Source organism: Nocardia sp. NPDC055321, from assembly GCF_053645575.1.
Map to the genome: position 1 here is coordinate 104552 of NZ_JBSHMS010000001.1, position 25094 is coordinate 129645.

30 protein-coding genes are annotated in these 25094 nt (G+C 69.8%); 20 read left to right on the forward strand and 10 right to left on the reverse strand.

The window, feature by feature from the left end; translation table 11 throughout:
• Nucleotides 1-4: 4 nt before the first annotated feature.
• The gene (locus ACWIGI_RS00490) at nucleotides 5-670 is read right to left on the reverse strand and encodes a response regulator (RefSeq protein WP_454200177.1); all 666 of its coding nucleotides are present in this window, start codon (nucleotides 668-670) and stop codon (nucleotides 5-7) included.
• Nucleotides 667-1677, reverse strand: coding sequence for a histidine kinase (locus ACWIGI_RS00495; RefSeq protein ID WP_454200582.1), 1011 nt, complete (start codon nucleotides 1675-1677; stop codon nucleotides 667-669). Before ACWIGI_RS00495 ends, ACWIGI_RS00490 begins: the two co-directional genes overlap by 4 nt.
• 187 nt (nucleotides 1678-1864) lie before the next feature.
• Between ACWIGI_RS00495 and ACWIGI_RS00500 the strand changes: the two genes are divergently transcribed.
• The 4 genes from ACWIGI_RS00500 (at nucleotide 1865) to ACWIGI_RS00515 (ending at nucleotide 4930) form a co-directional block, all read left to right on the forward strand.
• On the forward strand, nucleotides 1865-2140 hold the full coding sequence (locus ACWIGI_RS00500; RefSeq protein WP_454200178.1) for a hypothetical protein: 276 nt from the start codon (nucleotides 1865-1867) through the stop codon (nucleotides 2138-2140).
• Nucleotides 2137-2640 carry a CBS domain-containing protein gene (locus tag ACWIGI_RS00505; protein WP_454200179.1) on the forward strand — a complete coding sequence of 168 codons (504 nt, stop codon included), beginning with the start codon at nucleotides 2137-2139 and terminating at the stop codon, nucleotides 2638-2640. The genes ACWIGI_RS00500 and ACWIGI_RS00505 overlap by 4 nt, the downstream gene beginning before the upstream one ends.
• A 31-nt stretch (nucleotides 2641-2671) precedes the next feature.
• Nucleotides 2672-3955, forward strand: coding sequence for an ArsB/NhaD family transporter (locus ACWIGI_RS00510; RefSeq protein ID WP_454200180.1), 1284 nt, complete (start codon nucleotides 2672-2674; stop codon nucleotides 3953-3955).
• Nucleotides 3956-4036: 81 nt separating this feature from the next.
• Nucleotides 4037-4930 carry an ADP-ribosylglycohydrolase family protein gene (locus ACWIGI_RS00515; protein WP_454200181.1) on the forward strand — a complete coding sequence of 298 codons (894 nt, stop codon included), beginning with the start codon at nucleotides 4037-4039 and terminating at the stop codon, nucleotides 4928-4930.
• A 48-nt stretch (nucleotides 4931-4978) separates the two neighbouring features.
• On the opposite strand, the gene ACWIGI_RS00520 is transcribed toward ACWIGI_RS00515, so the two are convergent.
• Nucleotides 4979-5962, reverse strand: coding sequence for an AraC family transcriptional regulator (locus tag ACWIGI_RS00520; protein WP_454200182.1), 984 nt, complete (start codon nucleotides 5960-5962; stop codon nucleotides 4979-4981).
• A 259-nt stretch (nucleotides 5963-6221) separates the two neighbouring features.
• Between ACWIGI_RS00520 and ACWIGI_RS00525 the strand changes: the two genes are divergently transcribed.
• Nucleotides 6222-7226: a terpene synthase family protein gene (locus tag ACWIGI_RS00525; protein ID WP_454200583.1), complete on the forward strand. Its 1005-nt coding sequence runs from the start codon at nucleotides 6222-6224 to the stop codon at nucleotides 7224-7226.
• 62 nt (nucleotides 7227-7288) lie between these two features.
• Here ACWIGI_RS00525 and ACWIGI_RS00530 read toward each other — a convergent pair whose 3' ends face one another.
• Nucleotides 7289-7498, reverse strand: a complete 210-nt coding sequence (locus ACWIGI_RS00530; RefSeq protein ID WP_454200183.1) for a CsbD family protein — start codon at nucleotides 7496-7498, stop codon at nucleotides 7289-7291.
• A 165-nt stretch (nucleotides 7499-7663) separates the two neighbouring features.
• Between ACWIGI_RS00530 and ACWIGI_RS00535 the strand changes: the two genes are divergently transcribed.
• Genes ACWIGI_RS00535 through ACWIGI_RS00575 form a run of 9 tightly spaced genes read left to right on the forward strand, consistent with a single transcriptional unit; the run spans nucleotide 7664 to nucleotide 11661 of the window.
• The gene (locus ACWIGI_RS00535) at nucleotides 7664-8230 is read left to right on the forward strand and encodes an RNA polymerase sigma factor (RefSeq protein ID WP_454200184.1); all 567 of its coding nucleotides are present in this window, start codon (nucleotides 7664-7666) and stop codon (nucleotides 8228-8230) included.
• Nucleotides 8221-8814 carry an Asp23/Gls24 family envelope stress response protein gene (locus ACWIGI_RS00540; protein ID WP_454200185.1) on the forward strand — a complete coding sequence of 198 codons (594 nt, stop codon included), beginning with the start codon at nucleotides 8221-8223 and terminating at the stop codon, nucleotides 8812-8814. Before ACWIGI_RS00535 ends, ACWIGI_RS00540 begins: the two co-directional genes overlap by 10 nt.
• Nucleotides 8811-9191 carry an Asp23/Gls24 family envelope stress response protein gene (locus ACWIGI_RS00545; protein WP_454200186.1) on the forward strand — a complete coding sequence of 127 codons (381 nt, stop codon included), beginning with the start codon at nucleotides 8811-8813 and terminating at the stop codon, nucleotides 9189-9191. The genes ACWIGI_RS00540 and ACWIGI_RS00545 overlap by 4 nt, the downstream gene beginning before the upstream one ends.
• Nucleotides 9188-9520, forward strand: coding sequence for a hypothetical protein (locus ACWIGI_RS00550; RefSeq protein WP_454200187.1), 333 nt, complete (start codon nucleotides 9188-9190; stop codon nucleotides 9518-9520). Before ACWIGI_RS00545 ends, ACWIGI_RS00550 begins: the two co-directional genes overlap by 4 nt.
• The gene (locus ACWIGI_RS00555) at nucleotides 9517-10008 is read left to right on the forward strand and encodes an Asp23/Gls24 family envelope stress response protein (RefSeq protein ID WP_454200188.1); all 492 of its coding nucleotides are present in this window, start codon (nucleotides 9517-9519) and stop codon (nucleotides 10006-10008) included. Before ACWIGI_RS00550 ends, ACWIGI_RS00555 begins: the two co-directional genes overlap by 4 nt.
• A gap of 27 nt (nucleotides 10009-10035) precedes the next feature.
• Nucleotides 10036-10224: a hypothetical protein gene (locus ACWIGI_RS00560; RefSeq protein ID WP_454200189.1), complete on the forward strand. Its 189-nt coding sequence runs from the start codon at nucleotides 10036-10038 to the stop codon at nucleotides 10222-10224.
• The gene (locus ACWIGI_RS00565; protein WP_454200190.1) at nucleotides 10221-10556 is read left to right on the forward strand and encodes an Asp23/Gls24 family envelope stress response protein; all 336 of its coding nucleotides are present in this window, start codon (nucleotides 10221-10223) and stop codon (nucleotides 10554-10556) included. Before ACWIGI_RS00560 ends, ACWIGI_RS00565 begins: the two co-directional genes overlap by 4 nt.
• Nucleotides 10553-11095 (forward strand): DUF6286 domain-containing protein, encoded by a 543-nt coding sequence (locus tag ACWIGI_RS00570; protein WP_454200191.1) that lies wholly within the window; start codon nucleotides 10553-10555, stop codon nucleotides 11093-11095. The genes ACWIGI_RS00565 and ACWIGI_RS00570 overlap by 4 nt, the downstream gene beginning before the upstream one ends.
• Nucleotides 11092-11661 carry an alkaline shock response membrane anchor protein AmaP gene (locus ACWIGI_RS00575; RefSeq protein WP_454200192.1) on the forward strand — a complete coding sequence of 190 codons (570 nt, stop codon included), beginning with the start codon at nucleotides 11092-11094 and terminating at the stop codon, nucleotides 11659-11661. Before ACWIGI_RS00570 ends, ACWIGI_RS00575 begins: the two co-directional genes overlap by 4 nt.
• Before the next feature lie 55 nt (nucleotides 11662-11716).
• On the opposite strand, the gene ACWIGI_RS00580 is transcribed toward ACWIGI_RS00575, so the two are convergent.
• From ACWIGI_RS00580 to ACWIGI_RS00600, 5 genes are all read right to left on the reverse strand, one after another.
• Nucleotides 11717-12640, reverse strand: a complete 924-nt coding sequence (locus tag ACWIGI_RS00580; RefSeq protein WP_454200193.1) for a terpene synthase family protein — start codon at nucleotides 12638-12640, stop codon at nucleotides 11717-11719.
• Between the two features lie 883 nt (nucleotides 12641-13523).
• Nucleotides 13524-14666, reverse strand: a complete 1143-nt coding sequence (locus tag ACWIGI_RS00585; RefSeq protein WP_454200194.1) for an LLM class flavin-dependent oxidoreductase — start codon at nucleotides 14664-14666, stop codon at nucleotides 13524-13526.
• Nucleotides 14663-15646, reverse strand: coding sequence for an ABC transporter substrate-binding protein (locus ACWIGI_RS00590; RefSeq protein ID WP_454200195.1), 984 nt, complete (start codon nucleotides 15644-15646; stop codon nucleotides 14663-14665). Before ACWIGI_RS00590 ends, ACWIGI_RS00585 begins: the two co-directional genes overlap by 4 nt.
• Before the next feature lie 28 nt (nucleotides 15647-15674).
• The gene (locus ACWIGI_RS00595; RefSeq protein WP_454200196.1) at nucleotides 15675-16397 is read right to left on the reverse strand and encodes an ABC transporter ATP-binding protein; all 723 of its coding nucleotides are present in this window, start codon (nucleotides 16395-16397) and stop codon (nucleotides 15675-15677) included.
• On the reverse strand, nucleotides 16394-17227 hold the full coding sequence (locus tag ACWIGI_RS00600) for an ABC transporter permease (RefSeq protein WP_454200197.1): 834 nt from the start codon (nucleotides 17225-17227) through the stop codon (nucleotides 16394-16396). The genes ACWIGI_RS00595 and ACWIGI_RS00600 overlap by 4 nt, the downstream gene beginning before the upstream one ends.
• A gap of 148 nt (nucleotides 17228-17375) precedes the next feature.
• Between ACWIGI_RS00600 and ACWIGI_RS00605 the strand changes: the two genes are divergently transcribed.
• Nucleotides 17376-18212 (forward strand): LLM class F420-dependent oxidoreductase, encoded by an 837-nt coding sequence (locus ACWIGI_RS00605; RefSeq protein WP_454200198.1) that lies wholly within the window; start codon nucleotides 17376-17378, stop codon nucleotides 18210-18212.
• A gap of 71 nt (nucleotides 18213-18283) precedes the next feature.
• On the opposite strand, the gene ACWIGI_RS00610 is transcribed toward ACWIGI_RS00605, so the two are convergent.
• Nucleotides 18284-18955: a TetR/AcrR family transcriptional regulator gene (locus ACWIGI_RS00610; protein ID WP_454200199.1), complete on the reverse strand. Its 672-nt coding sequence runs from the start codon at nucleotides 18953-18955 to the stop codon at nucleotides 18284-18286.
• 215 nt (nucleotides 18956-19170) lie between these two features.
• Between ACWIGI_RS00610 and ACWIGI_RS00615 the strand changes: the two genes are divergently transcribed.
• Genes ACWIGI_RS00615 through ACWIGI_RS00635 form a run of 5 tightly spaced genes read left to right on the forward strand, consistent with a single transcriptional unit; the run spans nucleotide 19171 to nucleotide 25092 of the window.
• On the forward strand, nucleotides 19171-20028 hold the full coding sequence (locus tag ACWIGI_RS00615) for an SDR family NAD(P)-dependent oxidoreductase (protein ID WP_454200200.1): 858 nt from the start codon (nucleotides 19171-19173) through the stop codon (nucleotides 20026-20028).
• Nucleotides 20025-20885: an SDR family NAD(P)-dependent oxidoreductase gene (locus ACWIGI_RS00620; protein WP_454200201.1), complete on the forward strand. Its 861-nt coding sequence runs from the start codon at nucleotides 20025-20027 to the stop codon at nucleotides 20883-20885. The genes ACWIGI_RS00615 and ACWIGI_RS00620 overlap by 4 nt, the downstream gene beginning before the upstream one ends.
• Before the next feature lie 7 nt (nucleotides 20886-20892).
• Nucleotides 20893-22437, forward strand: coding sequence for a flavin-containing monooxygenase (locus ACWIGI_RS00625; protein WP_454200202.1), 1545 nt, complete (start codon nucleotides 20893-20895; stop codon nucleotides 22435-22437).
• Nucleotides 22434-23501 carry an alpha/beta hydrolase gene (locus ACWIGI_RS00630; RefSeq protein WP_454200203.1) on the forward strand — a complete coding sequence of 356 codons (1068 nt, stop codon included), beginning with the start codon at nucleotides 22434-22436 and terminating at the stop codon, nucleotides 23499-23501. Before ACWIGI_RS00625 ends, ACWIGI_RS00630 begins: the two co-directional genes overlap by 4 nt.
• Before the next feature lie 28 nt (nucleotides 23502-23529).
• Entirely contained in the window at nucleotides 23530-25092 is a 1563-nt protein-coding gene (locus ACWIGI_RS00635; RefSeq protein ID WP_454200204.1) for a flavin-containing monooxygenase, read from the forward strand.
• Nucleotides 25093-25094: the final 2 nt, after the last annotated feature.

Here is a 25094-nt window from a genome sequence, read left to right on the forward strand (position 1 = left end):
CGGTTCAGGGTTCGACCAGGCCCGCGCGAATCGCGTAGCGGGTCAGCGCGAGCCGATCCCGCAGCCCGAGCTTGGCCAGGATGTTGGCGCGGTGCCGGTCCACGGTCTTGGCGCTGATGACCAGGGTGGCGGCGATCTCCCGGGAGGAGTGGCCCTCGGCGACGAGTTTGAGGATCTCCTCCTCGCGCGGGGTGAGCACGTTCTCCGGCGGGGCCGACCCCTCGCGGGCGCGCTGCAGCCAGTCGCGGATCAGGGAGGTCATCGCGCCGGGGTACAGGAACGGCTCGCCGCGCATGGTGGCGCGGCAGGCCTCGAGCAGATCGCGGTCGGCGACCGACTTCAGGACATAGCCCGAGGCGCCGGCCTTGAGCGACTCGAAGAAGTACTGCTCGTTGTCGTACATCGAGAGCATGAGGATGCGGACCTCGGGATGATCGCGGGCGATCTCGCGCGCAGCCTGGATGCCGGTCATGCGCGGCATGGCGATGTCCAGGATGGCCAGATCCACCGGCACCTCGCCGAGCCGTTGCACGGCGTCGTAGCCGTTGGCCGCCTCGGCGACCACGCTCAGGTCGGGTTCGGCGTCGAGGATGAGCCGCAGACCCGAGCGCACGAGCGCGTGATCGTCGGCGAGCAGGACACGGGCGGGGGCGGCGCTGGGTGCGGTCATGGTCGGCTCTCGAAGTCGTTGCGGGGGATGGCCAGTCGCAGGACCGTGCCGTGGCCGGGCGGCGACTCGATGGACAGCGCCGCGTCGATCAGCAGGGCGCGCTCGCGCATACCCCGGATACCCGCGCCCTCGCGCTGGACACCGCCGCGACCGTCGTCGCGCACCCGCAGCACGAGGTGATCGTCCCGGGCGTGCAGGCCGATGTGCACCTGCCGGGCTCCGGCGTGCCGGACGATGTTGGTCAGGCTCTCCTGCGCTACGCGATAGCAGACCAGTTCCACGTCCGGTGACAGCCGCGGCAGCTGCCGGTCGATGTCGCGGGTGACCTCGAGACCGGCGGCCGTCACCTCGCCGCACAGTGCGGCCAGGGCCGAGTGCAGGCCGAGATCCTCGAGGACGTCCGGGCGCAGTCTGCGGGCGATGCCGCGCACCTCGTCCAGGCACCCGCGCACGGTCTCCTGCACCCCGTGCAGATCCTCGGTCATCTCCGCGGGGGCGCGGTCGATCACGCGTTTCATGGAAAGCAGTGCGACGGTGAGACTCTGGCCGATCTCGTCGTGCAGTTCGCGGGCGATGCGCCTGCGCTCGCCCTCCTGCGCGGCCAGGGCCGAGGCGCTGGCGGCGGTGCGCTCGGATTCGAGTCGCTCCACCATGGCGTTGAAGGTGTCGATCAGATGGGCGAGGTCGCCGTTGGGCGGACTGTCGACGCGTTCGCCGCGCCGCAGCGGATCGACCCGGCGCATGGAGGCGATCAGCGCGTCCAGGGGCGCCAGGCTGGTGCGCAGCAGTAGCGCGTTGGCGGCCAGGATGACGGCCAGGCCGATGAGCAGCACCGGGAGTTCGGTCAGTCGCACCCGCGCGGACACGGTCGCCGGCGACAGCGCCAGCACCAGCGTGCCCAGCGTGAACACCAGGCCGTTGATGAGGAATATCCGCCGGAACAGCGCACCGACGGGGGTGCGGGTGTGCCGCCGGAAGAGGCCGAGACCTCGGGCGGGGCGATCCATACCCCTCAGTCTGGTCATGCGGTCGCACGGTGTCCATCAGGCCGCGCACCCAACCGGCGCGTGCCGGGCCTACATAGTTTTCCCCACGCCTTATGGCTAGTCCCGCCGATAGCCCCGTGAACCCCCGGCAACACAGACTGATCAGCGAAAACTGATTGATTCTCGTTCAGCGGGAGGTGAGCTGGGTATGGACATCGACCGCTCGACGGTCCCCGGCAGGGGCGTGCTGCACCACTGTGTCACACGCGGCGGCGATCGATTCGCGGTGCTGGCAGAGACGGACGGGGACCGGCATCTGCTGGTCTACGACGCCCGCTCCGAGGAACCCGCGCATGCCATCGCGCTCGAGGTCGACGAGGCGGATCAGGTCGCGGATCTGCTGCACAGCTTCTCGCTGCCGGATCGGCTCGCCCGCCTCGAACAGCGCCTGGATCTGCTCACCCAGCGGCGGAGCAGACCATGACCACCACCTTCACCGCTCTGTACGCCCACAAGGGTCCCGCCATGCAAGCACGCGATATCGCGATTCAACTCCCGACGGTCCGCATGGGCGATCCGGTGGTCAAGGCCATTCGGCTCATGGTCGTGCACCGGCTGCCCGGCATGATCGTGGTGGACGAGCAGGACTATCCGGTCGCGGTGCTGCCGGGCACCCAGGTGCTCAAACTCGCCATTCCCAGCTCCTACCAGAATGATCCGGCGCTGGCGCGCACCATCGACGAGGTGCACGCCGAGCTGTTCTGGCTCGAGCCCGGCGGTTCCAGCGTCGGGGACTGCCTGCCGGCGCCCGCGGTGCGGCCGGCGACCGTGCGGCCGGACGCGACGCTGCTCGAGGTCGCGGCGGTGATGGCGCGCAAGCACTCTCCGCTGGTGGCCGTGGTGGATCGCGGGCGCAGGCTCGTGGGCGCCATCACCCTGGAACGACTGCTCATCAGCCTGGCCGTGGCCGGGCCGGACGAGTGATCCGGGCTCACGCTCCCCGGCGAGGTCGGCGATGAATCAGATTCTGGCACTGACGATCTTCGTCGGTGCGTTCTGGTTCATCGCCACCGAGCGTGCCAACAAGGTCAAGACCGTGCTGGTGGCGGCCGCTCTCATGGCCGTGCTCGGTCTGGTGCCGGGGGAGCGGATCTTCTACGACCCGCACGCGGGCATCGACTGGAACGTCATCTTCCTGCTGCTCGGGATGATGATCATCGTGGGGGTGGTCCGGCACACCGGGCTGTTCGACTACCTGGCGATCTGGGCCGCGAAACGCTCGCGCGGCAACCCTTTCCGGCTCATGGTGATGCTGATGGTGATCACCGGCATCGCCTCGCCGATCCTGGACAACGTCACGATCATCCTGCTGGTCGCGCCCGTCACCGTGGTGGTGTGCAACCGGCTGAGCATTCCCGCGCAGCCGTTTCTGATCGCGGAGGTGCTGGCCGCCAACATCGGCGGCGCGGCGACGCTGATCGGCGATCCGCCCAACATCATCATCGGCAGCCGGGCCGGGCTGACCTTCAACGACTTCCTGATCCATATGGCCCCGGCGGTCGCGGTGATCTTCGTGATCTTCGTGGCGTGCACGAAGCTGTTGTTCCGCAACGTCTTCCGGGAACTGGATCCGCAGATCGACGCGGTGATGACATTGCAGGAGCGCCGGGCGATCACCGATACGAAGCTGCTGACCCGCTCGCTGCTGGTGCTGACCGGCGTCGTGATCGGCTTCGGCCTGCACTCGGTCCTGCACGTGGCGCCCTCGATCATCGCCCTGCTCGGCGCGGGCGCGATGCTGCTGGTCTGCGATCTGGACATCGGCGACGTGCTGCGCGAGGTGGAGTGGGGCACCCTGGTCTTCTTCATGGGCCTGTTCGTGATGGTCGCGGGCCTGGTGCACACCGGTGTCATCGATCGTCTCGGGACCGCGGCCGCGGACGCCTTCGGCCACAACCCCTTCCTGGCCGCCACGATCCTGGTGTTCGGCTCCGCCGTGGTGGCGGCCTTCATCGACAACATCCCGTACACCACCACCATGGCCCCCGTGGTGGAGGAGTTGGCGGCCCGGGCCCCGGACCCGGCCACCGGTCAGGCCCTGTGGTGGTCCTTCGCGTTCGGCGCCGACTTCAGCGGCAACGGCACGGCCGTGGCGGCCAGCGCCAACGTGGTGGCCCTGGACATCGCCAAGCGCGCCGGACATCGAATAACGTTCTGGCACTTCACGAAATACGGTGTGATAGTCACCGTCGTCTCCTGCGTCCTGGCCTGGCTGTATCTCTGGGCCCGCTACTTCTGATCTGCCCGCCGGTGGTCACGCGGCCGCGTGACCACCGTGAATGTTGCCGCGCTCGCGCACCCTTGGCAGTATGGCGCCCGTATGAATCCCACCAGCGATCCCGCCCGCGACAGCCTCGAGGGCCTGTCCGTGGGCGATGCCCTCGGCGCTCAATTCTTCGTCCCCGGAACCTCTTTCCCCGATCTGCGTGCGGGCCGGCCACCCGCGGGCCCCTGGCCCTGGACCGACGACACCGAGATGGCCTGCTCGGTCTACCGCGAACTCCGCGCCCACGGCCGCGTCGATCGCGACCGGCTGGCCGCCGCGTTCGCCGACCGCTGCGAGCCCTATCGCGGCTACGGCGCGGGCACGGTCGTCGTCCTGCACGACATCCGCAGGGGCCGGCCCTGGCACGAAGCCGCCGCCGCGGCTTTCGACGGCCGCGGTTCCTGGGGCAACGGCGCGGCCATGCGGGTCGCTCCGCTCGGCGCCCATTTCGCCGAGTCTCCCGACCGCGCGGCCGCCGAGGCGGCCCTCACCGCCGAGATCACCCACCGGCACCCCGAGGCCGTCCTCGGCGCGATGGCGGTCGCGGTGGCCACCGCCCACGCGGCGTCGACGCGCGGAAAAGAGTGCGCCCCAACCGAACTCTTCGACGCCGTCGATCCGTACCTGATCGACGGCCGCGTCGCCGCCGGTATCCGCCGGGCCCGAGCCCTGCTGGGCAAGTCCGTCGCCGAGGCGGCCTACGAGCTGGGCAACGGCGCGCAGGTCTCGGCCCAGGACACCGTGCCCTTCACCCTCTGGGTGGCCGCCACCCACCTGACCGACTACCCCGCCGCCATCACCGCCTGCGTGGAAGCCGGCGGCGACGCCGACACCACCGCCGCGATCGTCGGCGGCATCGTCGCCGCCCACACCGGAACGCGGGCCATCCCGCCCGGGTGGCTCGCCGCCCGCGAACCGCTCCCGGACTGGTCCCTGGACGCGGGCTGACCGCTCGATCCTCCCGGGCCGGTCAACGGGGCCGAGATGACCCGCGGCTCAGTCGAGTTGGGCTATGCCGCAATGGATCTGCTCGCGGAACTGGCCCGGGGTCAGGCCGGTCTCCTCCTTGAAGGCGCGGTAGAAGTGGCGGTCGTTGGCGAAGCCGCACGCGGCGGCGGTGCCGGACATCGCGCGGGTGGGGTCGGCGCGCAGCAGGCGGCGGGCGTGTTCGATGCGCATCCGGCGGATGATGCCGCCGGGCTCGCCGAAGCCGGCGCAGACGCGGTAGAGGGTGCGCCGGGAGATCAGGCACGCGCGGGCGATGTCGTCGACGGTCAGATCGGGGTTGGCGAAGTGTTTGCGGATGTAGGCGAGGATTTGCTGCCGCATGGCCTGGGCCTCGGTGTGGGTGGGGGCCGCGCTCCCCGAGGCCAGCAGCACCGCGGAGGCGAGCATGCCGGGCGCGTCGCTCGCCAGCACGGTGACGGCCTTGTCCACCTCGCCGGTCGGCAACTCGGCCAGACTGCGGAAGAAGCCGGCGATCACACCCAGCCCGCCGGTGGCGGGAATCGCTGCGGCGGTGGGTAATTGCTCGCGATTGAGCCCCGCGTGATCGAGCACGAGCTGCATGGGCGCGCGCACCATCGCCGAGACGTTGTGATTGCTGGTGTGGCTCTCGAGTGGCAGCCCGCTGTCGAAGAACGTGATGGTGCCGGGCGTCGACACCGCGACCCGACCGGCCTGCTCGGTCCAGTTCGTGCCCTCCAGCACGATGTTCACCAGCAGGAACTCCTCGGACGAGCGTGCGACGTGGCGCGGGGTCCGCAGGGCGCGCTGCGCGCCCGCCCGCATCCGCGAGACCGCGAAGTTGTCGAACTGCGCACTGCTCAACTGTCCGCGCCACGGGCCCTTGGACAGCGGTTCGAGCACCGAAGGCGCGACGGCGTCCGCCATCACCGCCTCCCACTGTTCGAAGGCCTGCTGCGGCGGGGTGGTTGGTGACGACGAGACCTCGACGGCGCCGACGACGGTTTGCTCCACGCTGGCATTTTCTCATTGCACCTGTGCCAGCAACCATGTTTCGGGCAGTTGGGTGTTCGCCACATCCCGACCGAGTGGTTTGTTCAGCGTGCTCCGGAGCGGACACTTGCGGACAGGGTATTCGCAAAGAATGTCTTGATCATTCCGAATGTCGTTATGCTGGAGGATAAGCCGTTCGCACGCAGCTGCACGGTCGTACAACGAGGGTCCGGCTATCCGACGGGGGAGGACCCTCTCCGAGAGCGGATCGGTCTTGGATATGAACGAATGCGACCTGCGGCAGTTGGAGATCACGCTCCCCTTCCCGCCGCGACCACACCTCTCCGGCGCCCGCGCGCAACGGCACGCTCAGCACTGGGCCACCCGTTTCGGGTTGCTCGCCGACGAACGATCGCGGCGCCGCTTCGAATCGCTCGGCTACGGCCGGTTCGCCTCGTACTGGTGCTCCGGTGCGAGCTTCGCGGATCTGGCCCTGCTGGCCGAATGGATAACGCTCTTCTTCATCTTCGACGATCTCCAGGACGCGGCGATCGCGGAACAGCGCGCGGACGAGTACGACGGCCTGCGCTATCGCGCCCTAGACGTCATCCATCGCCGCGCCCGGCCCGCCGAGCCGGCCACCCCGGTCATCGCCGCGCTGGAGAACCTGTGCGAGCGCACCTACCCGCGCCAGAACCCTTCCGCCGCACGCCGATTCGCGCTGAACCTGGAAATCTGGCTGATGGGTCATGCGCGCGAGAACGTCTTCCGCGCCAGCTCGACCGTCCCCGGTCCGGCCGAATATCCCCGCCTGCGCCGCGACGCCTGCACCGTCCTGCCGACGGTCGACCTCGCCGAGATCGCCGAACGCGCCGTCGTCCCCGACGCCCTGTACTTCGGCCCGGCCTACCAGGAGATCATCGCCACCACCGCCGATCTCATGTGCTGGATCAACGACCTGCACTCGCTGGCGGTCGAGACCGAGACCGAGGACCCCATCAACCTCGTCACGGTCCTGCGCCGCCATCGCGGCCTCGATCTGCCCGACGCCGTGGCGCAGGTCCGCGCCATGATCGCCGATCGGGTCCGGGACAACCTCGCCGCCGCGGCGGCGATCCGGCCGGAGATGGACGAATTGCGCCTCACCCCCCAGGTGCGCAACGCGGTGCTGCGCTGCGTTCGCGATTGTCAGTCCGCGACCGCGGGCATGGAACTCTGGGATCGCACGGATACCGTGCGCTTCCTCGGCACGGCCCCGGCCCGGCATCTGTCCTCGCACTGCTGAGCGGCGACACCGGCCGGGAGACGCGTCCCGCGCCTCCCGATCCGGTCTCGGGCTGATGCCGGTCAGTCGTTGCCGAGCGCCTTCTTCACCTTGCCGACCGCGCCGCTGACGGCGTCCTTGACGTCCTCGGCCGCGTCCTTCAGCCCGGCGGAGAGCTGATCGCCCTTGCCCTCGGCCTCCAGGTCCTGGTCGTCGGTGATCTTGCCGGCGGCTTCCTTGGCCTTGCCGCCCAGCTCCTCGGCCTTGTTATCGATCTTGTCGCGCAGAGACATCGGAACCTCCGTTGTCGATTGGCTGTGCCCGGGACGGGGCACATTCACTAGGACAGCGGACAGGGCGGTATGTCACTCAGCAACTTATGAGACAACGGTCACGGATAATGCTGCGTGAGAGATCGTGCTCGCCCGGGTCTATTCGACGAACGGTTAGGAGGCGGTGTGAGCACTACCGATGCCGGAGCTGAGGCGGAACTCGACGATGCGACCCTGGTCAGCCGCGTCCGCGACGGTGACATCCGAAGCTACGAGCAGCTGGTCGTCCGCTATCAAGGGGCTATGTACCGGCTCGCGGCCAAGATGCTCGCCGATCAGGCCGAGGCCGAGGACGTGGTCCAGGACGTCTTCCTCACCGCCTGGCGGCGGCTGGGCCAGCTCGAGGACGACGCCGCCTTCGTGGGGTGGCTGTACCGCGCCACCACCAACCGCTGCCTGAACGTGCTGCGCAAGCGGCAGCCGACCACCGATATCGACCCCGACACCACCGTGTCCCCGCAGCGCGGGTTGCGCCCGGAGCACGCGGCGCAGGTGAACAGCCAGATGGAGGCCCTGACCGTGGCATTGCAGGAGCTCACCCCCGAGCAGCGGGCGTGCTGGCTGCTGCGCGAGGTGCACGGCCGCTCCTACGAGGAGATCGGTGAGATCGTCGGCGCGAATGTCACCGCGGTGCGCGGGCGGATCGCCCGGGCCCGCGCCCAATTGGCGGAGGTGATGAAGGCGTGGCGATAACGAACGTGACCGACGCGGACGAGGACTATCGACTGCCCTGCGGCCGCGGTATGGAACAGGTGTGGCGCCGTCTCGACGCCGTCCGGCTCGGCAACGCCGACGCGCACGAGTCGCGCTGCACGGACTGCCGGGCCGCGCGCGAGAGCCTGCTCGCGCTGCGCACCGCCACCCAGGAACTCATCGCCGAACCCGACCCGCCGCCCCCGGACCTGTTCGGCCGCATCATGTCCGTCGTGCGCGCCGAGGTGCGGCGCGGCCAGACCCTCGACCTGCCGACCGAGCACCCGGGCACCGTTCAGGTGAGCGAGCAGGCTGTCGCCGCGGTCGTGCGTTTCGCGGCCGACACCGTGCCGGGCGTGCGGGCGCGGCGCTGCCGGATTCGCAGCGTCGGCACCGCCCCCGACGGGGAGAACATCGTCGAGATCGCCATCGCCATCGCGGTGCGGATGCGCGGCGACAGCCTGGAGGGCATCGTGCCGCAGGTGCGTCAGCGCGTCGCCACGGCCGTCGCGGCCCGCGCCGGACTGCTGCTCGGGCGGCTCGATGTGTCCGTCGTGGACGTGTACCAGGAGAGGGATCGGTGACGGCCCTGAGTTCGGAACACGAGATCGTCGTCTCGGACCCGGTCATCGCCGGTGTCGCGGCCCGTGCCGCCGCGGCGGTGCCCGGCGTCGTCCGCCTGGAGCCGGGCCTGCGCGGCATGGTCGCGGGCTGGGCGCGTTCGGGGAAACAGCTGCTGCGCGGACAGGATTCGCTCGCGAGCGACGGTGTCCGCGTGGAGAAGACGGCCGCGGGTGGCCGCGCGCTGCGGGTGGATGTCTCACTCGGCGGCGATTGCCGGGCGGCGGAGGTCGGCGCGGCGATTCAGCGCGCGGTCACCGCCGCGGTGCTCGAACACACCGGCGTCCGGATCGATCAGGTGTCGGTCGTGATCATCGATATCGAACCGGGGGGCGTGTGACCGCGAGCGCGGAGCTGATCGACGCGATAGTCGGCGCGATAGAGGAGGTGCAGGGTTTACGTCCGGCGACACCGTTCGGACTCGAGGCCGTCAGCTGGCTCCCCCGCGGCGGCGGCAAGACCTATGCCGTGGACCTGAACCGGGACGTGGTCGAGATCCGGGTGGCGGCAAGCCGTTTGCCGCTGCCGCCGCTGCTCGACGCACTCTCCGGCGCGGTCCGCCCGCTGCTGAAGGGCACCGATTTCGCGGGTGCGACCGTGCGCCTGCGGATAGTCGAGCTCGACCCGGCCGCTTTCAGCGACACCAACGAGATCAGGAGGAACACATGACCGGAACCGCCACCGAGAAGTCGGCCGCCAAGACCGCGCCCGCCGAGCACGAGGGCGCCGTGCGCAAGGCCGCCGGCGGCTCCACCGAGCTGGTGACCGATCAGGGCACCACCAGCATCGCCGACATCGTGGTGCAGAAGATCGCCGGTCTGGCCGCGCGCGAGGTGCGCGGCGTGCACGCGCTCGGCGGTGGCGCCGCGCGTGCGTTCGGGGCGATCCGGGATCGGATTCCGGGTGCGTCCGCCAGTGTGGGACAGGGTGTTTCGGTCGAGGTGGGCGAGAAGCAGGCCGCCGTCGATCTGGAACTGGTGATCGAGTACGGCGTGTCGATCACCGAACTCGCGAAGGTCGTGCGCCGCAACGTCATCAACGCCATCGAGCAGATGACCGGTCTCGAGGTCGTCGAGGTCAACATCAACATCAACGACGTCTACATCCCCGAGGACGATGACGACGCCGCCGAGTCGAGCTCCAATCGCGTTCAGTAATCATCCGTTCCCCGTCAGGAGTAGCAGATGAACGCCACAACGACCTGTCTGGCCGTGGGACTGGCACTGGGATTCGCCATGGCTTTCGGCGGTTTCGGCGCCTTCGCCATCGTGCTGGTGTTCGCGGGCCTCGGCCTGCTGGTGGGCCGCTGGCTCGACGGCGCGATCGACGTCGCCGGTGCGCTGCGGTCGGTACAGGACCGGAGCCGGCGATGACGGTGGCGCTCGAGCTGCCGGGATCGACCACCGTCAGTGACCGCGCGGTCCGCCGCATCGCCGAGCGCGCCGCCACCGAAGTCGAGGGGGTGGCCGCCGCGGTGAGCGTGGACGCGCTGGTCACCGCCGACACCGCCGCGCTGCGGGTGCGGCTGCCGGTGCGCTATCCGCTGCCGGTGGCCCGGGTCGCCGAATCGTGCCGTGCGCACCTGGTGGAACGGGTGGCCGAGCTGGCCGGACTGCGGGTCACCGGGGTGGACATCGCCATTTCCGCCCTGGTGGTCGAAGCCGCCGCCCCCGTGGAGGCCGTGCCGCATCGGCGGGTGCTGTGATCCGCCGGTCGCGCCGTTCGGGCGCGGCCGTGCTGGTGGCGCTGGCGCTGGCGGCCCTGTGCGTGGCGGTGATCGTCTCACTCGCACAGCGGCTTTCGGGTTCGAGGCAGTACCTGTCCTACGACAGCGTGGCGAGCAGGCTGCACGGCACCGACTGGGGCGATCCGGTGGTGCTCGCCGCCGGCATCGTCCTCGTACTGGCCGGGGTGGCGTTGCTCGCGGCCGCCGCGACGCCCGGCCGGGCGGTGGTGCTGCCGCTGCGGACGCTGGAGCCCGGTGGTGACGCGGGGATCGACCGGCGCAGCCTGCGCGCCGCGCTGCGTCGCTCGGTCACCGCTCTGCCCGGGGTCGCGTCCGCGCGAGTCGACCTGCGCGGCAATACCGTTCGCGTCACGGGCGTCTCCGATCGGGCGAACGTGGACGGCCTGCCGGACACCGTCGACAGTGCGGTCACCCGCACCTTCGAGCGCCTCGGAGCCGCGACCGCGCCCGAGGTACGCACCCGTCTGCGCCCCGCGACATCCGGAGGTTCCCGATGACCGCCGTCAACCGCCCGGCTCGCCTCAACCGCGTCCTGCTCGCCGGTATCGGCGTGCTCCTCGTGGCCGGCGGGGCCTATCTGATCGCCGCGCAGCGCGGCTGGCTGGGCTGGGCGCGTCGATCGGACCCGCTCACACCGGGTGACGCCGCACCGGCGCAGTGGGTCTTCTACGCGACGATCGCGGCCGCCGCGGTGCTCGGTCTGCTGTGCCTGCGCTGGCTCGGCGCGCAGCTGTTCCGCATGCCGACCGCCGTGGAATGGCAACTGACCGAAGCCGATTCCCCGAACGCCACGACGCTGTCCTCGGCCGTCGCCGCCGCGGCCGTGGCCGCCGACATCGAAACGCTGGCCGGGGTCGAGTCCGCCGCCGCCTGGCTCACCGGACCCACCCGTGCGCCCGAACTGCACCTGATTCTCACCGCCGACACCGATGCCGACATCACCGAGCTACGCGCGCGCGTGCAGGACGAGGCGGTGGCCCGGCTGTGTCAGGCCCTCGCGGTGCCCGCGGTCGCGGTGACGATGGAGGTTCGCCTGAGCGAGAATCGCGCCCGCGTCCGGTGAGGTGGTCACGCGGAGCCGAAGCACGCGGGCGAGCGGGCAGCGCCGGCGACGCGCCTCAGGCGGTGGCCGGAAGCTTGTATCGGGCGCACAGTTTCGTCCACGCGTAGTTGCCGTGCACCCAGCCGCGCAGGCTGCGCGCGATCCGGCGCTCGCCCGCGCTCAGTTCGGGCAGGGCGGCCAGCGTGGCGATCTGCTCGCGCTGGCGCTCGAGCAACTTCGTGTACAGCGCGACGATGTCGGCGAGGGCGCCGGTCAGATTCGTCTCCGCGCGCAGCACGGTCACCGCGTTGAGCGAATCGTCTTCCTTGACCACCGAGTACAGGTCGTTGACGATCGCGCACAGCATGGCGCTGGTCTGGCGGACCTCGCGGAAGCGGCGCAGATGGGTGTCCTCGATCTCGCCCCAGGCCAGATCGAGCAGATCGAAGGGCGGGAACAGCCCGATGCTGAGTGTGCGCAGATACCAGTACGCTTCGGGCGACGGCATGAGGGCCATCTGCCGATAGGGCATCTCGAACAGGCAGCCGTGGAAGAACAGGGTCATGCTGGTCGCGAAGCGGTCCAGCCAGGCGTCGCTGGCCAGCAGCGCGCATTGCTCGCGTAAATCACTGAGCGCCAATAGGTATGGATTGTCGTCCGGCGCCTGCCCGCCGCGCAGGATCCGCTCGCAGGCGTCGAAGATCTCGATGGCCGCGGTCGGATCCGCGCCCTCGCCGTACTCGTCGTCGAAGACGAACATCCAGCCGATCAGCTTGGCGGCGATCTCGACCACCGCCGCGGGCGCGTCCGGCAGCGCGTAGGCGGCGCAACTCCAGCAGCAGGTCTTTTCGAAGTGCCCGCCCGCGTCGATGCCGTGTCTGCGGGCCCAGCGCATGACCTGGGCGTGGACCTGGTCCATATGGGGGCTCGGGAAAACTCTCTCGTGCGGCAGGCACTCGACAGCCGCCAGAATTTCCTTCATCTGGATGTGTGACTTCATGGTGGTTCCTCACTGTCCTCGAGCGAATTTCCTGGTCGGCTCGAGGGCTCGAATCGCACCGGCGTGCACCGCTGGTGGGGCTGGCACGTCAGCTATCGGATCTGACCATCACCTGATGCGGCGCTCGTGGCTTCGCGGGACAGAGCGAGATGGCCGGCAACCGAGGAGGGGAGAGGCTTGGAAAGAGAGGTACGAGAACGTCGGACGATATGACGGCTCCAGGAATCGGCGGATCTGCTCCGGCGTTCGATCCGGCCCCGACGGTGCACTCACAGCAACGCCCTGAGTCGCTGGAGAGCACTTCCCGCATCATTCGCCCGAGAATTCCATTGTCCCTCACGTGCGTTCACCTCGAGAAAATAACTGGGTTTTCGAAGGCGTAACGACCCGTTCCCGGACATCGGCCGGCGGGCCGGAACGCGGTGGGCGAACGGGTTGCCGGCGGTTGGCCGGATGAAACAGTGGTGAGCACAACGGTATTCGAACACATCGAACCCGGGATTTGCGCTCATTAAGATCAAGATGTGGTTACCGGATCCCGCCGGTTACCCCCGTGACGGCTGCCGTTGTCCCCGCCGAACGCCGGGTGAAGCGCGCGTGACCGGCTGCCCTGGCGACCGCCGGGCGTGCTCGATACGGCCGCGCCGCAAGATCTTTGGCCGTGATTTCGACGCTTTTGCCTGCATACGAAGGTCTTTCGGCAACCGCTCGGCACTCGGTTCGGGCGTCGGCGCTCCACCTCGGAGGCGATCGGGCCAACTTCGGGCATTCGGCCGTGCCGCCCGGTGCGCCCGCGTGGTGACAGCGGGTGCGATGACGGCGTACGCCGAAACGCCCGACACCGCCCGGTTGTTCGCCGGGCGGTGTCGGGACGGTGATCGGCTCAGCTCGTGGCGGCGAAAGGGGTCCCCGCGGCCACGACCGGGCCCCGATGGGGATGGGACCACAGCCCCCGGCGTTCCAGGATCGGCAGCACGCCCTCGCCGAACCAGTACGCCTCCTCCAGGTGCGGATAGCCCGAGAGCACGAAGTGACCGATGCCGAGTTCGGCGTATTCGGTGAGCCGGTCGGCCACTTCCTCGTGCGAGCCGACCAGTGCCGTGCCCGCGCCGCCGCGGACCAGCCCGACTCCCGCCCACAGGTTCGGGGCGATCTCGAGGCCGTCGGTGCGGCCGTTGTGCAGCGCGGCCATGCGGCGCTGCCCCTCGGATTCGCTCTGCGCGAGCGAGGCCTGCACGCGTTCGATCTCGCCGGGCGCGATGCCCGCCAGCAGTTTGTCCGCCTCGGCCCAGGCCTCGGCGGCGGTGTCACGGCTGATGACGTGGATGCGCAGGCCGTAGTCGAGCGTGCGGCCCTCGAGCGCGGCCAGCGTGCGAATCCAGTCGATCTTCTTGCCCACCGCGTCCAGCGGCTCGCCCCACGTGAGGTAGGTGTCCGCGTACCGGGCCGCGATCGGCCCGGCGGCAGGGGAGGAGCCGCCGAAGAACACCGGCGGGATCGGGTCGGGGCGGCTGCTGAGCAGGGCCTGGCGGACCCGGATGTGCTCGCCCTCGAAGTCGATCGGCTCGGTGCTGGTCCACAGCGAACGCACCACGTCCAGGAATTCGCCGGTGCGCGCGTACCGCTGGTCCTTGTCGAGGAAGTCGCCGTACGCCTGCTGTTCGCGGGGCTCGCCGCCGGTCACCACATTGAGCAGTAGCCTTCCGCGCGAATGCCTCTGGTAGGTGGCGGCCATCTGCGCGGTGAGGGTCGGGCTGACGAGTCCGGGCCGCAGCGCGACCAGGAACTTGAGCGTCTCGGTGGTCTCCACGAGCATGGCGGTGGTCAGCCACGCGTCTTCGCACCAGGCGCCGGTCGGGGTCAGTACGGCCTCGAAGCCGTTGTCCTCGGCCGCGGCCGAGAGCTGGTTCAGGTAGCGCAGGCTCGCGGGCCGGCTGCCGGACATGAAGGTGCCGTGCCCGCCCGCGACCAGACCGCGCGAGTCACCGTAGGTGGGCAGGAACCAGTGAAAGGACAGTGCGCTCACTGCTGGAACCTCCGATCGACGAACTTGGCGAAATCGACCTTGCCGGGAATGGCTTTGGCCTCGGTGAACGCGTCGGCGATCTGCTGCTCGGAGGCGATCACCGCGTCGGTGAGGGTGATGGGCTGCTTGATCGAGCGGGTCCAGGTGACCTGGGCGGCGGCCGGGCTGATCTGGGTCAGCTCGGCGTACTTGGCGCTCCACTCGGCGACGTTGTTCTGTGACCACGTGGTGGCGGCGGCGTAGCGCTTCAGGAAGTCCTCGATGGCCTCGACCTTGCCGGCGTCGGCGAGCGCCTTGTCGCCGCTGACCCAGAAGTTGTTGCCGTTGCCGACGGTGTCCGCCGCGACGATCTGCTTCGCGCCGGCCTCCTGCTCGGCGATGGCGGTGTACGGGTCCCAGATGGCCCAGGCCGCCACGTCGCCGCGCTTGAACGCGGTGTAGCCGTCACCGGGCGCGAGGTACACCGGCTCGATGTCCTGCAGGCTCAGTCCCGCCTTCTCCAGCGAGAGCAGCAGCAGGGCGTTGGCCGAACTGCCCTTGAACACCGCGACGCGCTTGCCCTTGAGGTCCGCGACCGAGGTGATCGGCGAATCCTTGCCCACGAGAATGGCATCGCCCTTGCCGGTGGCCGCGAGCGCGCCGATCACCTTGACGTCGGCCTTGGCGGCGGCGCCGAAGATGGGCGGGGTGTTGCCGGTCTGGGCGAGGTCGATGCCGCCCGCGCTGGCCGCCTCCACCAGCGGCAGACCGGCGGTGAAGGTCGAGAATTCGATCTTGTAGGGCAGGTTGTCCAGCTGCCCGGAGGCCTTCAGCAGCACCTCGATCGAAATCGCCTTCTGATCACCGACTTTCAGGGTGACCGCGCTCAGATCGACCGGTTTGTCGCCGGACTGTGGCGCCTCGTCGCTGCCGCAGGCGGTGACCGCGAGCGACAGGGTGGCGGCCACTACGAGGGCAGCCGAACGGAACAACTTCTTCACAGGGATCTCCAGGGGATAGAGAAACGAACTACTGCTCGACACCGAGCAGTTCGAGCAGGCGGGCCGCGTACACGGCGCCTTCGGGCCCCGCGTGACGACGCGGACGTTCCAGGGGGATGTCGATCTCGTGGGCGATGCGGCCCTCGTCCAGGACCAGCACCCGGTCGGCGAGGGTGACCGCCTCGGCGACATCGTGGGTCACCAGCAGCACGCCGAATCCGTGTTCGGCGAAGAGCCGCAGCAGCAGATCGTGCATGGCGATCTTGGTCAGCGCGTCCAGCGCGCCGAAGGGTTCGTCGAGCAGCAGCAGCGCCGGTTCGGCGACGAGCGCGCGGGCCAGCGCGGCCCGCTGGGCCTCACCACCGGAGAGCGTGATCGGCCAGGCCGCACCGCGATCGGCGAGCCCGACCTCGTCGAGCACGGCCCGCGCCCGGTCCTGTCCCCTGGCGCGCTTGCGCCGATCGGGCAGTCCCAGTGCGACATTGCGCTCCACCGAGAGCCACGGCACCAGCCGGGCCTCCTGGAACGCCACCGCCACGCGGCCGTCGATCTCGACGCTGCCCTCGTGCTCCCCGGCCAGCCCGGCGAGCACCCGCAGCAGCGTGGACTTGCCCGAGCCGCTGCGCCCGACCAGGGCCACGATCTCGCCCTGGCGCAGGCTCAGATCGACCCCGTGCAGCACCGACCGATCGCCGAAACTCTTTCCGACGCCGTGGATCCGGGCCAGTCGCCCGGTCGCGGGGGCGCTCATCGCCTGCTCCAGCGCAGTGCGCGGTGCTCGATGGCCCGCACCAGCGCGTCGGTGAGCAGCCCGAGCGTGCCGTAGACCAGCAGGCCGAAGATGACGATGTCGATCCGCAGGAATTCGCGGGCGTTGTTGACGATGAACCCGAGCCCGGCGCTGGCGTTGATCTGCTCGGCCACGATCAGCGACAGCCAGGCGATGCCCAGACTCTGCCGCAGGCCGACGAGCACACTGGGCAGTGCGCCCGGGAACACGATGTCCCGCAGTCGTTCCCACGCGGTCAGGCCCAGAACCTGGGACAGCTCCGCGAGTTTCGGGTCGAGCTGGCGGATGCCCGCGTAGGTGTTGAGATACAGCGGGAACGCCACGCCCAGGGCGATCAGGAAGATCTTGGGCTGCTCGTCGATTCCGAACCAGATGATGAAGACCGGGATGAGCCCGAACAGCGGCACCGTCCGCAGCATCTGCATGGGCGGATCGACGACGTACTCGCCGATCCGGCTCGACGCGGCCAGTACCGCCAGCAGCACCGCGACCGTGGCGCCGAGTGCGAAGCCGAGCAGGACGCGCTGACCGGAAACCGTGACCGCGTCGCCGAATTCGCCGCCGCGCCAGACCTCGAGTCCGGCATCGAGAATGACCGAGGGCGCGGGCAGGATGTCCTCGGACAGCACGCCCGTCTTGGAGCCCGCCTGCCAGGCGAGCAGCAGTGCCAGCGGTGTCAGCGAGCGCAGCAGCCAGGGGCTGCGCCAGAACTGACTCGTGCGCCGAGCCGCAGGCGCGCCCGTGGCGGCGGCCTGCCGGTCGGCTGTTTTCCAGCCGATCGCAAGTGTCATGGTTCTCCTGGGGATCTTGTGGACCGCTTCGCAGTATCACGCGGTGATCGGCCCGGTTGAACCCTTGCGATCACCGTGACCGCAATGGCGATCGGTGTGCCGCGCACGTGTCGGGAATGCGTGCCGGGCGGCCGCTGTTACCCGGCGAATGGCGAACCAACAACTGGGAAAGATCGGCGTCTGGCTGGCGTATCCGCAGGCGACTCCGGAGCTCGCGCGCGAACTCGACGCCCTCGGTTACGGGGCGATATGGGTGGGCGCCTCGCCCGCCGCGGACTGGGAGGGATACGACGCGCTGCTGGCGGCGACCGAGACCCTCACCGTCGCCACCAGCATCGTCAATGTGTGGGCCACCCCGGCCAAGGACATCGCGGCGACCTATCACCGCCTCGCGGACGCGTATCCCGGCCGTTTCCTGCTCGGGGTCGGCATCGGCCATCCCGAGCACGCCGCCGACTACGTCAAGCCCTACGACGCCCTCGTGGACTACCTGAACCAGCTCGACGAGCACGGCGTACCGCGTGACCGCCGCGCCCTGGCGGCCCTGGGCCCGCGCGTGGCCCGCCTCGCCGCCGATCGCACCGCGGGCGCGCTGCCGTACCTGACCGTGCCCGAGCACACCGCCGCCCTGCGCGCGCAACTCGGTCCCGATGCCCTGATCGTCACCGAGCACAAGGCGGTCCTGGACGCGGATCCCACGAGCGCCCGGGCCACCGCCCGCGCGACCGTCGGCTTCTACCTCGGTCTCAGCAACTACGTGAACAACCTGCACCGCTACGGTTTCGACGCCGCCGACACCGATCAGCCCGGTTCCGATCGCCTGATCGACGCCCTGGTGGCGCACGGCGCCCCCGACGAGGTGGCCGATCAGCTCCTGGCTCACGTGCGTGCGGGCGCCGACCAGGTCGCGGTCCAGCCCCTCGGCGGCGATCCCCTCCCGATCCTGCGCACCCTCGCACCCCTGTTGACCGCGAAACTGGCCTGACACAGCGGGTTTCGATAAACAGCTCCCGTCCGAGCGCGCGCCATCAGCAGTCGGCGCGCGCCCGACGCCGGCTACGGGGTCGTCGGCACGCGGCCCAGGCCCGGCCCGAGTACCGCCACGGCGGTGTCGATGTACCGGCGGCGTTCGGCCGCATCGCCGCCCTGGAGCGCGCGCACGACCGGCGGAATGGTCAGCGCCAGCAGTATCCAGCCGACGTCCTCGGTGTTCACGTCATCGCGCAGCACGCCGGAATCGACCGCGCGCGTGAGGAATCGGCCGATCGTCGCGGCGAGAACGCCGCCGAGGCCGAGGATTCGGGTGTTGAGCGCCTCGTCGATGCCGGGTAGGTCGAACAGCATGGCGTGCATGAGGTTCGGATCCGATTCGGCGATGTGGCACATGCGCTCGACCGCGCCGGACCAGGTCGCGATGAGCTCCTCGAGGGTGAGTTCCCGCTCGAGCAGCGCGGGTTCGAAGACGTCCCCGGCGATTTCGGTGAGCAACCGATCGATGCCGTAGTCCACCACGGGGTCCAGAATCGCGCGCTTGCTGTCGAAGTAGCGGTAGAAGGTGCCGTAGCCGACGCCCACCTCGGCGGCGATGTCCGCGGCCGAGGCCGCGGCGTATCCCTTGGTGGTGAACACGTGGTACGCCGCCGCGACGAGTTCGCGCCGGCGCCGCTCGGTGTTCTGTTCGTCGCGCGGGCGGCCGGGTCCGCGGCCGCGCTTGGCTGATTCGGTCATCGAGCACATCGTATGCGCCCGCGGGCCCGCCGTGATCGGCCGCTCGCGACCGCCCACCCCTTGCGTAACTGTCTGGGACGGTTTAGTTTAATGACACGGCCGTCCGCTAATTGAGTGCATGTCAATCCCGCATTCGCGGGCGGCTTCAGACGACAAGGGAGTCGATTCATGACGCATTCGAATCTGACCGTGATCGTGCGACGGGGGTGCCGGACATGACGGTGGTCGTGTTGACCGGCGCGGCCGCCGGAATCGGCCGGGCGAGCGCGCTGCGCTTCGCACGCAACGGGGCGACCGTGATCGTCGCCGACATCGACGAGACCGGCGGCAACGCCACGGTGGCCCGGGCCCGGATGACCGGCGGCCGCGCGGAGTTCCGTCGCCTGGACGTGGCCGACGCCGCCGGGTGGGAGGAGTTCGCGGACCGCGTCGTTCGCGATCATGGCGTTCCGGACGTGGTGGTCAACAACGCCGGGATCCTGATCTCCGGCGGCTTCCTCGAACAGTCCGGCGACGACTGGCGGCGCATGATCGCCGTCAACATGATGGGCCCGCTGTTCGGGTCGCGAGTGTTCGTGCAGCGCATGGTCGATGCGGGCAAACGTGGCGCGATCGTGAACATCTGCTCGGTGGGAGCGTTCCTGCCCACAGCGCTCGCGCCCTCCTACGTGACCGCCAAGGCGGGGGCCTGGATGGGCACCCAGGCCCTGCGCGCGGAATACGCGGGCCGCGGCATCCGGGTCAGCGCGATCTGCCCGGGCCTGATCCGGACGGACCTGTCGGCCAACGGCACCCGCGCGGGCGCCGATGCCGTCACCGAGGCCGAGTGGGCCGCCAAACTCGCTCGGGGACAACAGGTCTTCGGCCGCTCGCCCGAACGGGTCGCCGCCGCGATCGACCGTGCGATCCGCTGGAACCTGGCCACGGTGCCGGTCGGCGTCGAAGCCTGGGCCGGATGGTATCTGTCCCGGCTCGCGCCCGGTGTGCTGCGCGGGGTCACGGGGCTGGCGCGAATGCCGTTGGCCGAGAACGTGGTCGACCTGTCGAGTCGGGTGCTGGGAGGTCTGCGATGAGGACGGCGATCGTGACCGGCGGCGGCGCGGGCATCGGCCGCGAGACCGCGCGCCTGCTCGCGCGCACCGGATACCGCGTGGTGATCGCGGATATCGACGAGCAGGCCGCGCCGGCGGTGGCCGACGAGATCGCGGCCGCCGGGGGCCGGGCGCACGCGTTCCGGCTGGACGTGGCAGACGAGGCGCAGTGGGACAAGGCGGCCGAGTGGGTGCGCGGCGAGTTCGGCCCCGCCCACGTGCTGGTCAACAACGCCGGGATCCTGGACACCGGCGGTTTCGTGGAAACCAGTGCGGCGCAATGGCAGCGCACGATCGACATCGACCTCATGAGCGTGGTCTACGGCTCGCGGGTCTTCGCCCGGCAGATGATCGACGCGGGCGTCCGCGGGCACATCGTCAACCTGTCCTCGGCCGCGGCCTTCTTCCCCGCCCGGTACATCCCCGCGTACGCCGCGGCCAAGGCGGCCGTGCTGCTGGCCAGTCAGTCGTTGCGAGTCGAACTGCGTCCCAAGGGGATCGGCGTCACCGCCATCTGCCCGGGCGCGATCCGCACCGATCTGCTGGCGCACGGCACCCGCGCCGGCCTGGGGAGCGCCGATCAGGAGGCCTGGCGCGCCAGCCTGGGCAGGGTCCAATCGCTGGCCTACGCCACCCCGGACAAGGTCGCCCGTGCCGTCGAGCGATCGATTCGCCGCGATCCCGCGGTCGTCCCGGTCAATCCCGAGGCCTGGTTCGGCTACGGCATGTTCCGGCTGTCCCCTGGCCTGGTCCGGGCCGCGGGCAGTGTGGGTTCCCTCGATTTCGCCGACCGGCTCCTGCCGCGCGTTCAGCCGCTGCTGAACCTGATCACGAAGTGAGACAACCATGACAACCATCGCGACACCGGAATTCGAGGTCGCCGTCATCGGCGCCGGTCCGGGCGGGATCGCGGCCGCGGTGAAACTGCGCCGGGCCGGCATCGACGACTTCGTCGTGCTCGAGCGCGCGGACGAGGTCGGCGGCAGTTGGCACGAGAATCACTATCCCGGTCTGGGCGTGGACATTCCGGCGCTGGCCTACCAGTACTCGTTCGCGCGCAAGGCCGACTGGACCCGGGTCTTTCCGCTCGGCGCCGAAGTCAAGCGGTACCACGTGGAGGTCGCGCACCGGTTCGGCGTCCACGAGCGGGTGCGGTTCGGCGCGGAGGTCGAGCGCGAGGAATGGGACGAGGACGCCGGGCACTGGACGCTGCACCTGGCGGACGGGTCGGCAGTGACGGCGCGCTTCGTCATCAGCGCGGTCGGCGCCTTCGTGCGGCCCAAGGTCGACGTCGGCATCCCCGGTGCGCGCACCTTCAAGGGCAAGGTGCTGCGGCCGAGCAGCTGGGACGACGACTACGACCTGACCGGCAAGCGCGTCGGCGTCATCGGCACCGGAGCCAGTGCGGTGCAGATCATTCCGGCCATCGCGCCGCGGGTGGAGCACCTGACCGTGTTCCAGCGCACGCCGGTCTGGTCGCTGCCCAAACCCGATTTCCCGGTGCCACCCGCGGTGCGGCGGGTGCTGTCGGTTCCGGGGGTGCAGCCCTTTCTGCACGGCAGCGCGCTGGTGGTCATCGACCTCGCCCTGCGGCTGGCCGTGGGGGCGCCGCCGGCCGTCACGCATCCGGTGCTGGATCGCTTCGACGCGGTTTGCCGGTCGCTGTATCGGCGCTATCTGACCCGCGTGGTCGACGACCCGGCGACCCGCGCGAGCCTGACGCCGAATTTCGGGCCGGTGGCCAAGCGCCCGACCATGTCCAACGGGTATCTGCGCGCCTACAACCGCGACAACGTCGAGCTGGTGACCGCGCCGATCGAGAAGATCACCCCCACCGGCGTTCGTACCGGCGACGCGACCCTGCGCCGATTCGACGCGATCGTGCTCGCGACGGGGTACGAGGTGTTCTCCGACCCCGAAACCTATCGAACCGGAACGGTAGTGGGACGCAACGGATTCGACCTCGCGAAGTTCTACCACGAGGAGGGATTGCAGGCGTACCAGAGCGTGTCGGTGCCCGGCCTGCCCAACCGCTGGACCCTGGTCGGCCCGTACTCCTGGACCGGATCGGGCTGGCACGCCTTCGTGGAGATGACCGCCGATCACGCCGTGCGGGCCATCGGTGAGACGCGCAGGCGCGGCGCCGGCTGGTGCGAGATCCGCAGGGATGCTGCCGAGGCCTATCACCGGCGGGTGTACGAGCGGGGTGAGCCCCTGCGCTACTACCTGGCCGACCTGAACGGCCACGTCCCGACCTACTACCGGAACTCGCAGGGCGACACCACCTATGTGCGCCCGTCCGGGTTCTTCGAGGCGCGCCGGGGCAATCGCCGATTCCCGCTCGACGACTACGCCTACGGCAGCCGTGCGGAAGCGACGGTGCCGGCATGACCGCGACCATGACCGGCGGCGCAACAGCGTTCGACCACCCGGCGATTCCGGGTCGGGTCAACATCGAGTTCTCCAGCCGGGCCAGTAGGCGGCTGCGCGTGGCGAACGCGGTGCTGCGCCGCATCCTGCGACCCGGGCTGCACGTGGTCTGCGTGGCGGGGGAGAGCCCGCTGCTGCGCGGCGAACGGGCGTTCCGCATCGCCAACCGGGTCGACGTGCTGGCCGCCCCGCTGCGCCCGGCGCGCGGCACCCGCCGGGAAATGGTGCGCTTCGCGGACTTCCGGGCCGAATGGCTCTGGCACCGCGACGATCCCGGGCCGGGCGAGAGCGAGCGCGGCGCGATCCTGTACTTCCACGGCGGCGGTTTCGTGGCCGGCGGTCTGCACAGCCATCGCCGCCACGCCGCGCGCATCGGGCGGGCCGCGGGGCTGCCGGTGCTGAACGTGGACTACCGGCAGCTACCCGCCGGGCACATCACCGACACAGTCGAGGACGCCCTCACCGCGTACCGGTATCTGCTCGAGGGCGGCCGGACCGCCGAACGCATCGTGTTCGCCGGTGATTCGGCGGGCGGGGGACTGGTCTTCATGGCCGCGCTGGCCGCTCGCGCCAGGGGGATGGCACTGCCCGCCGGTCTCATGGCGATCGCGCCCTTCGCCGATCTCGATCCCGCGACCCGGTTCGCCCATCCCAACGATCGCACCGATTCGATGCTCTCGGCCCGGGCGCTGTCGATCCCGGCGCTGATCGGTTTCGCCCGGGACGGCGTGCTGGATCCGGCGTGGTCGCCGGTCAATCACGACTTCACCGGAATGCCCCCGGCGCTGATCCAGGTGAGCGACATCGAAGTGCTGTTGCCGGACTCGGAGGCGCTCGCCGAGCGCTGCGCCGAGGCCGGGGTTCCGCACACCCTCCAGATCTGGAACAACGCCATCCACGTCTTTCAGGCCGGCGCGGACGTGCTGCCGGACGCCCGGGCGGCGGTCACCGAGATCGGGTCCTTCATCCGCCGCGTGATCGAGGGTCGCGCACTCGGATTCGCCGATCGAACCACCGCCGCCTGATCGGCCCGTCGAAGAGGAAAACCACCCTATGAGCTCCAGCAACACACCGGTCTTCGAAGTCCTCGTCATCGGCGCGGGTTTCGGCGGCATCGGCACCGGGACGGCACTGCGCCGCGTGGGCGTCGAGAACTTTCTGATCATCGACAAGTGGGACCGGGTCGGCGGCACCTGGAACGCCAACACCTATCCCGGCGTCGCGGTCGACGTCCCCGCGCCGATCTACAACTTCTCCTTCCAGCAGCGGTCGAGCTGGTCGCGCTTCTTCCCGCCGGGCAACGAGATTCAGCGCTACGCGGAGGAGGTCGTCGATCGGCAGGGACTGCGCGGCAAGCTCCGGCTGGGGTGCGGTGCGACCGAGGCGCGATTCGACGAGGCCGCGGATATGTGGCGGGTGCGCACCACGGACGGTGACGAGATCACCGCGCGGTTCCTGGTGAGCGCCGTCGGGGCGCTGGAACAGCCCAAGCCACCTGCGATTGCGGGTATCGAGGACTACGCCGGGCGTCTCATGCACACCGCGCGCTGGGATCACTCCTACGACTTCACCGGCAAGCGCGTCGCGGTGATCGGCACCGGCGCCACCGCGCTGCAGGTGATTCCACGGCTGGCCGAACAGGTCGAGCACCTGACGGTCTTCCAGCGCACCGCCATCTGGGTGGCGCCCAAACCCGACTTCCCCATGGGCGCGCTGAGCAATCGGGCACTGGATTTCCCGCCCGCGCAGCAGGCGGTGCGGCTCATCGGCAATGTCGCGGTGAACGCGTTCCTGGGTGTCGGCTTCGCACTCTCGGACTATCCGCGCGCGACCTCGGCGGTACTCGGCGCGGGCGAGCGGGCGCTGAAAGCCTATCTGCGCACCCAGATTCGCGATCCGGAGCTGCGCCGGGCGCTGACCCCGAGCTACCGGCTCGGCTGCAAACGGCCGTCGATCTCCAACACCTACTTCCGCACCTACACCCTGCCGCACGTTGACCTGGTCACCGACCCGATCGCGAAGTTCACCGCGGGTGGAATCGTCACCGAGGACGGGACGTCGCGGGAGTTCGACATGGTGGTCACCGCCACCGGCTTCCAGGTCATGGACAAGGGCGCGACGCCGCCCTATCCCGTGTACGGTTGCGGCGGAATCGAATTGGGCGATTTCTGGGATCGGAACAAGTACCAGGCGTACGAGGGCGTGTCGGTGCCCGCGTTCCCCAACATGTTCCACATCTTCGGGCCCTACGGGTACGCCCCCGGCTCGGTCATCCCCCTCATCGAGGCCACCGCCGCGCACAGCGCCCGCGCGATCGGGGAGACCCTGCGCCGCCGCGCGACCCGCGTGGAGATCCGGCGCGAGCCGCACGAGGCGTACTTCGAGCGCATGTACGCCCGCAACAAGAACACCTACCTGTTCAAGCAGGGCTGCGCCGAGTCTCGCACGTACTACATCAACTACCAGGGCGACGGGCCCGCCTTCCGCGCCACCACCCAGGCCGGAATGTATTGGAGCAACCGGCATTTCCCGCTGGATCACTACCGGTATTCGACGGTGCGGCCGGTGCGTTCGGACCCGCGTGCCGAGCCCGTGCCCGCCCTGATCGAACCCTGACA

Coding starts and splice junctions, on each gene's coding strand:
- ACWIGI_RS00490 (WP_454200177.1), bottom strand. CDS start 670: ATGACCGCACCCAGCGCCGCCCCCGCCCGTGTCCTGCTCGCCGACGAT.
- ACWIGI_RS00495 (WP_454200582.1), bottom strand. CDS start 1,677: ATGGATCGCCCCGCCCGAGGTCTCGGCCTCTTCCGGCGGCACACCCGC.
- ACWIGI_RS00500 (WP_454200178.1), top strand. CDS start 1,865: ATGGACATCGACCGCTCGACGGTCCCCGGCAGGGGCGTGCTGCACCAC.
- ACWIGI_RS00505 (WP_454200179.1), top strand. CDS start 2,137: ATGACCACCACCTTCACCGCTCTGTACGCCCACAAGGGTCCCGCCATG.
- ACWIGI_RS00510 (WP_454200180.1), top strand. CDS start 2,672: ATGAATCAGATTCTGGCACTGACGATCTTCGTCGGTGCGTTCTGGTTC.
- ACWIGI_RS00515 (WP_454200181.1), top strand. CDS start 4,037: ATGAATCCCACCAGCGATCCCGCCCGCGACAGCCTCGAGGGCCTGTCC.
- ACWIGI_RS00525 (WP_454200583.1), top strand. CDS start 6,222: ATGAACGAATGCGACCTGCGGCAGTTGGAGATCACGCTCCCCTTCCCG.
- ACWIGI_RS00530 (WP_454200183.1), bottom strand. CDS start 7,498: ATGTCTCTGCGCGACAAGATCGATAACAAGGCCGAGGAGCTGGGCGGC.
- ACWIGI_RS00555 (WP_454200188.1), top strand. CDS start 9,517: ATGACCGGAACCGCCACCGAGAAGTCGGCCGCCAAGACCGCGCCCGCC.
- ACWIGI_RS00560 (WP_454200189.1), top strand. CDS start 10,036: ATGAACGCCACAACGACCTGTCTGGCCGTGGGACTGGCACTGGGATTC.
- ACWIGI_RS00565 (WP_454200190.1), top strand. CDS start 10,221: ATGACGGTGGCGCTCGAGCTGCCGGGATCGACCACCGTCAGTGACCGC.
- ACWIGI_RS00575 (WP_454200192.1), top strand. CDS start 11,092: ATGACCGCCGTCAACCGCCCGGCTCGCCTCAACCGCGTCCTGCTCGCC.
- ACWIGI_RS00580 (WP_454200193.1), bottom strand. CDS start 12,640: ATGAAGTCACACATCCAGATGAAGGAAATTCTGGCGGCTGTCGAGTGC.
- ACWIGI_RS00595 (WP_454200196.1), bottom strand. CDS start 16,397: ATGAGCGCCCCCGCGACCGGGCGACTGGCCCGGATCCACGGCGTCGGA.
- ACWIGI_RS00600 (WP_454200197.1), bottom strand. CDS start 17,227: ATGACACTTGCGATCGGCTGGAAAACAGCCGACCGGCAGGCCGCCGCC.
- ACWIGI_RS00605 (WP_454200198.1), top strand. CDS start 17,376: ATGGCGAACCAACAACTGGGAAAGATCGGCGTCTGGCTGGCGTATCCG.
- ACWIGI_RS00610 (WP_454200199.1), bottom strand. CDS start 18,955: ATGACCGAATCAGCCAAGCGCGGCCGCGGACCCGGCCGCCCGCGCGAC.
- ACWIGI_RS00615 (WP_454200200.1), top strand. CDS start 19,171: ATGACGGTGGTCGTGTTGACCGGCGCGGCCGCCGGAATCGGCCGGGCG.
- ACWIGI_RS00620 (WP_454200201.1), top strand. CDS start 20,025: ATGAGGACGGCGATCGTGACCGGCGGCGGCGCGGGCATCGGCCGCGAG.
- ACWIGI_RS00625 (WP_454200202.1), top strand. CDS start 20,893: ATGACAACCATCGCGACACCGGAATTCGAGGTCGCCGTCATCGGCGCC.
- ACWIGI_RS00630 (WP_454200203.1), top strand. CDS start 22,434: ATGACCGCGACCATGACCGGCGGCGCAACAGCGTTCGACCACCCGGCG.
- ACWIGI_RS00635 (WP_454200204.1), top strand. CDS start 23,530: ATGAGCTCCAGCAACACACCGGTCTTCGAAGTCCTCGTCATCGGCGCG.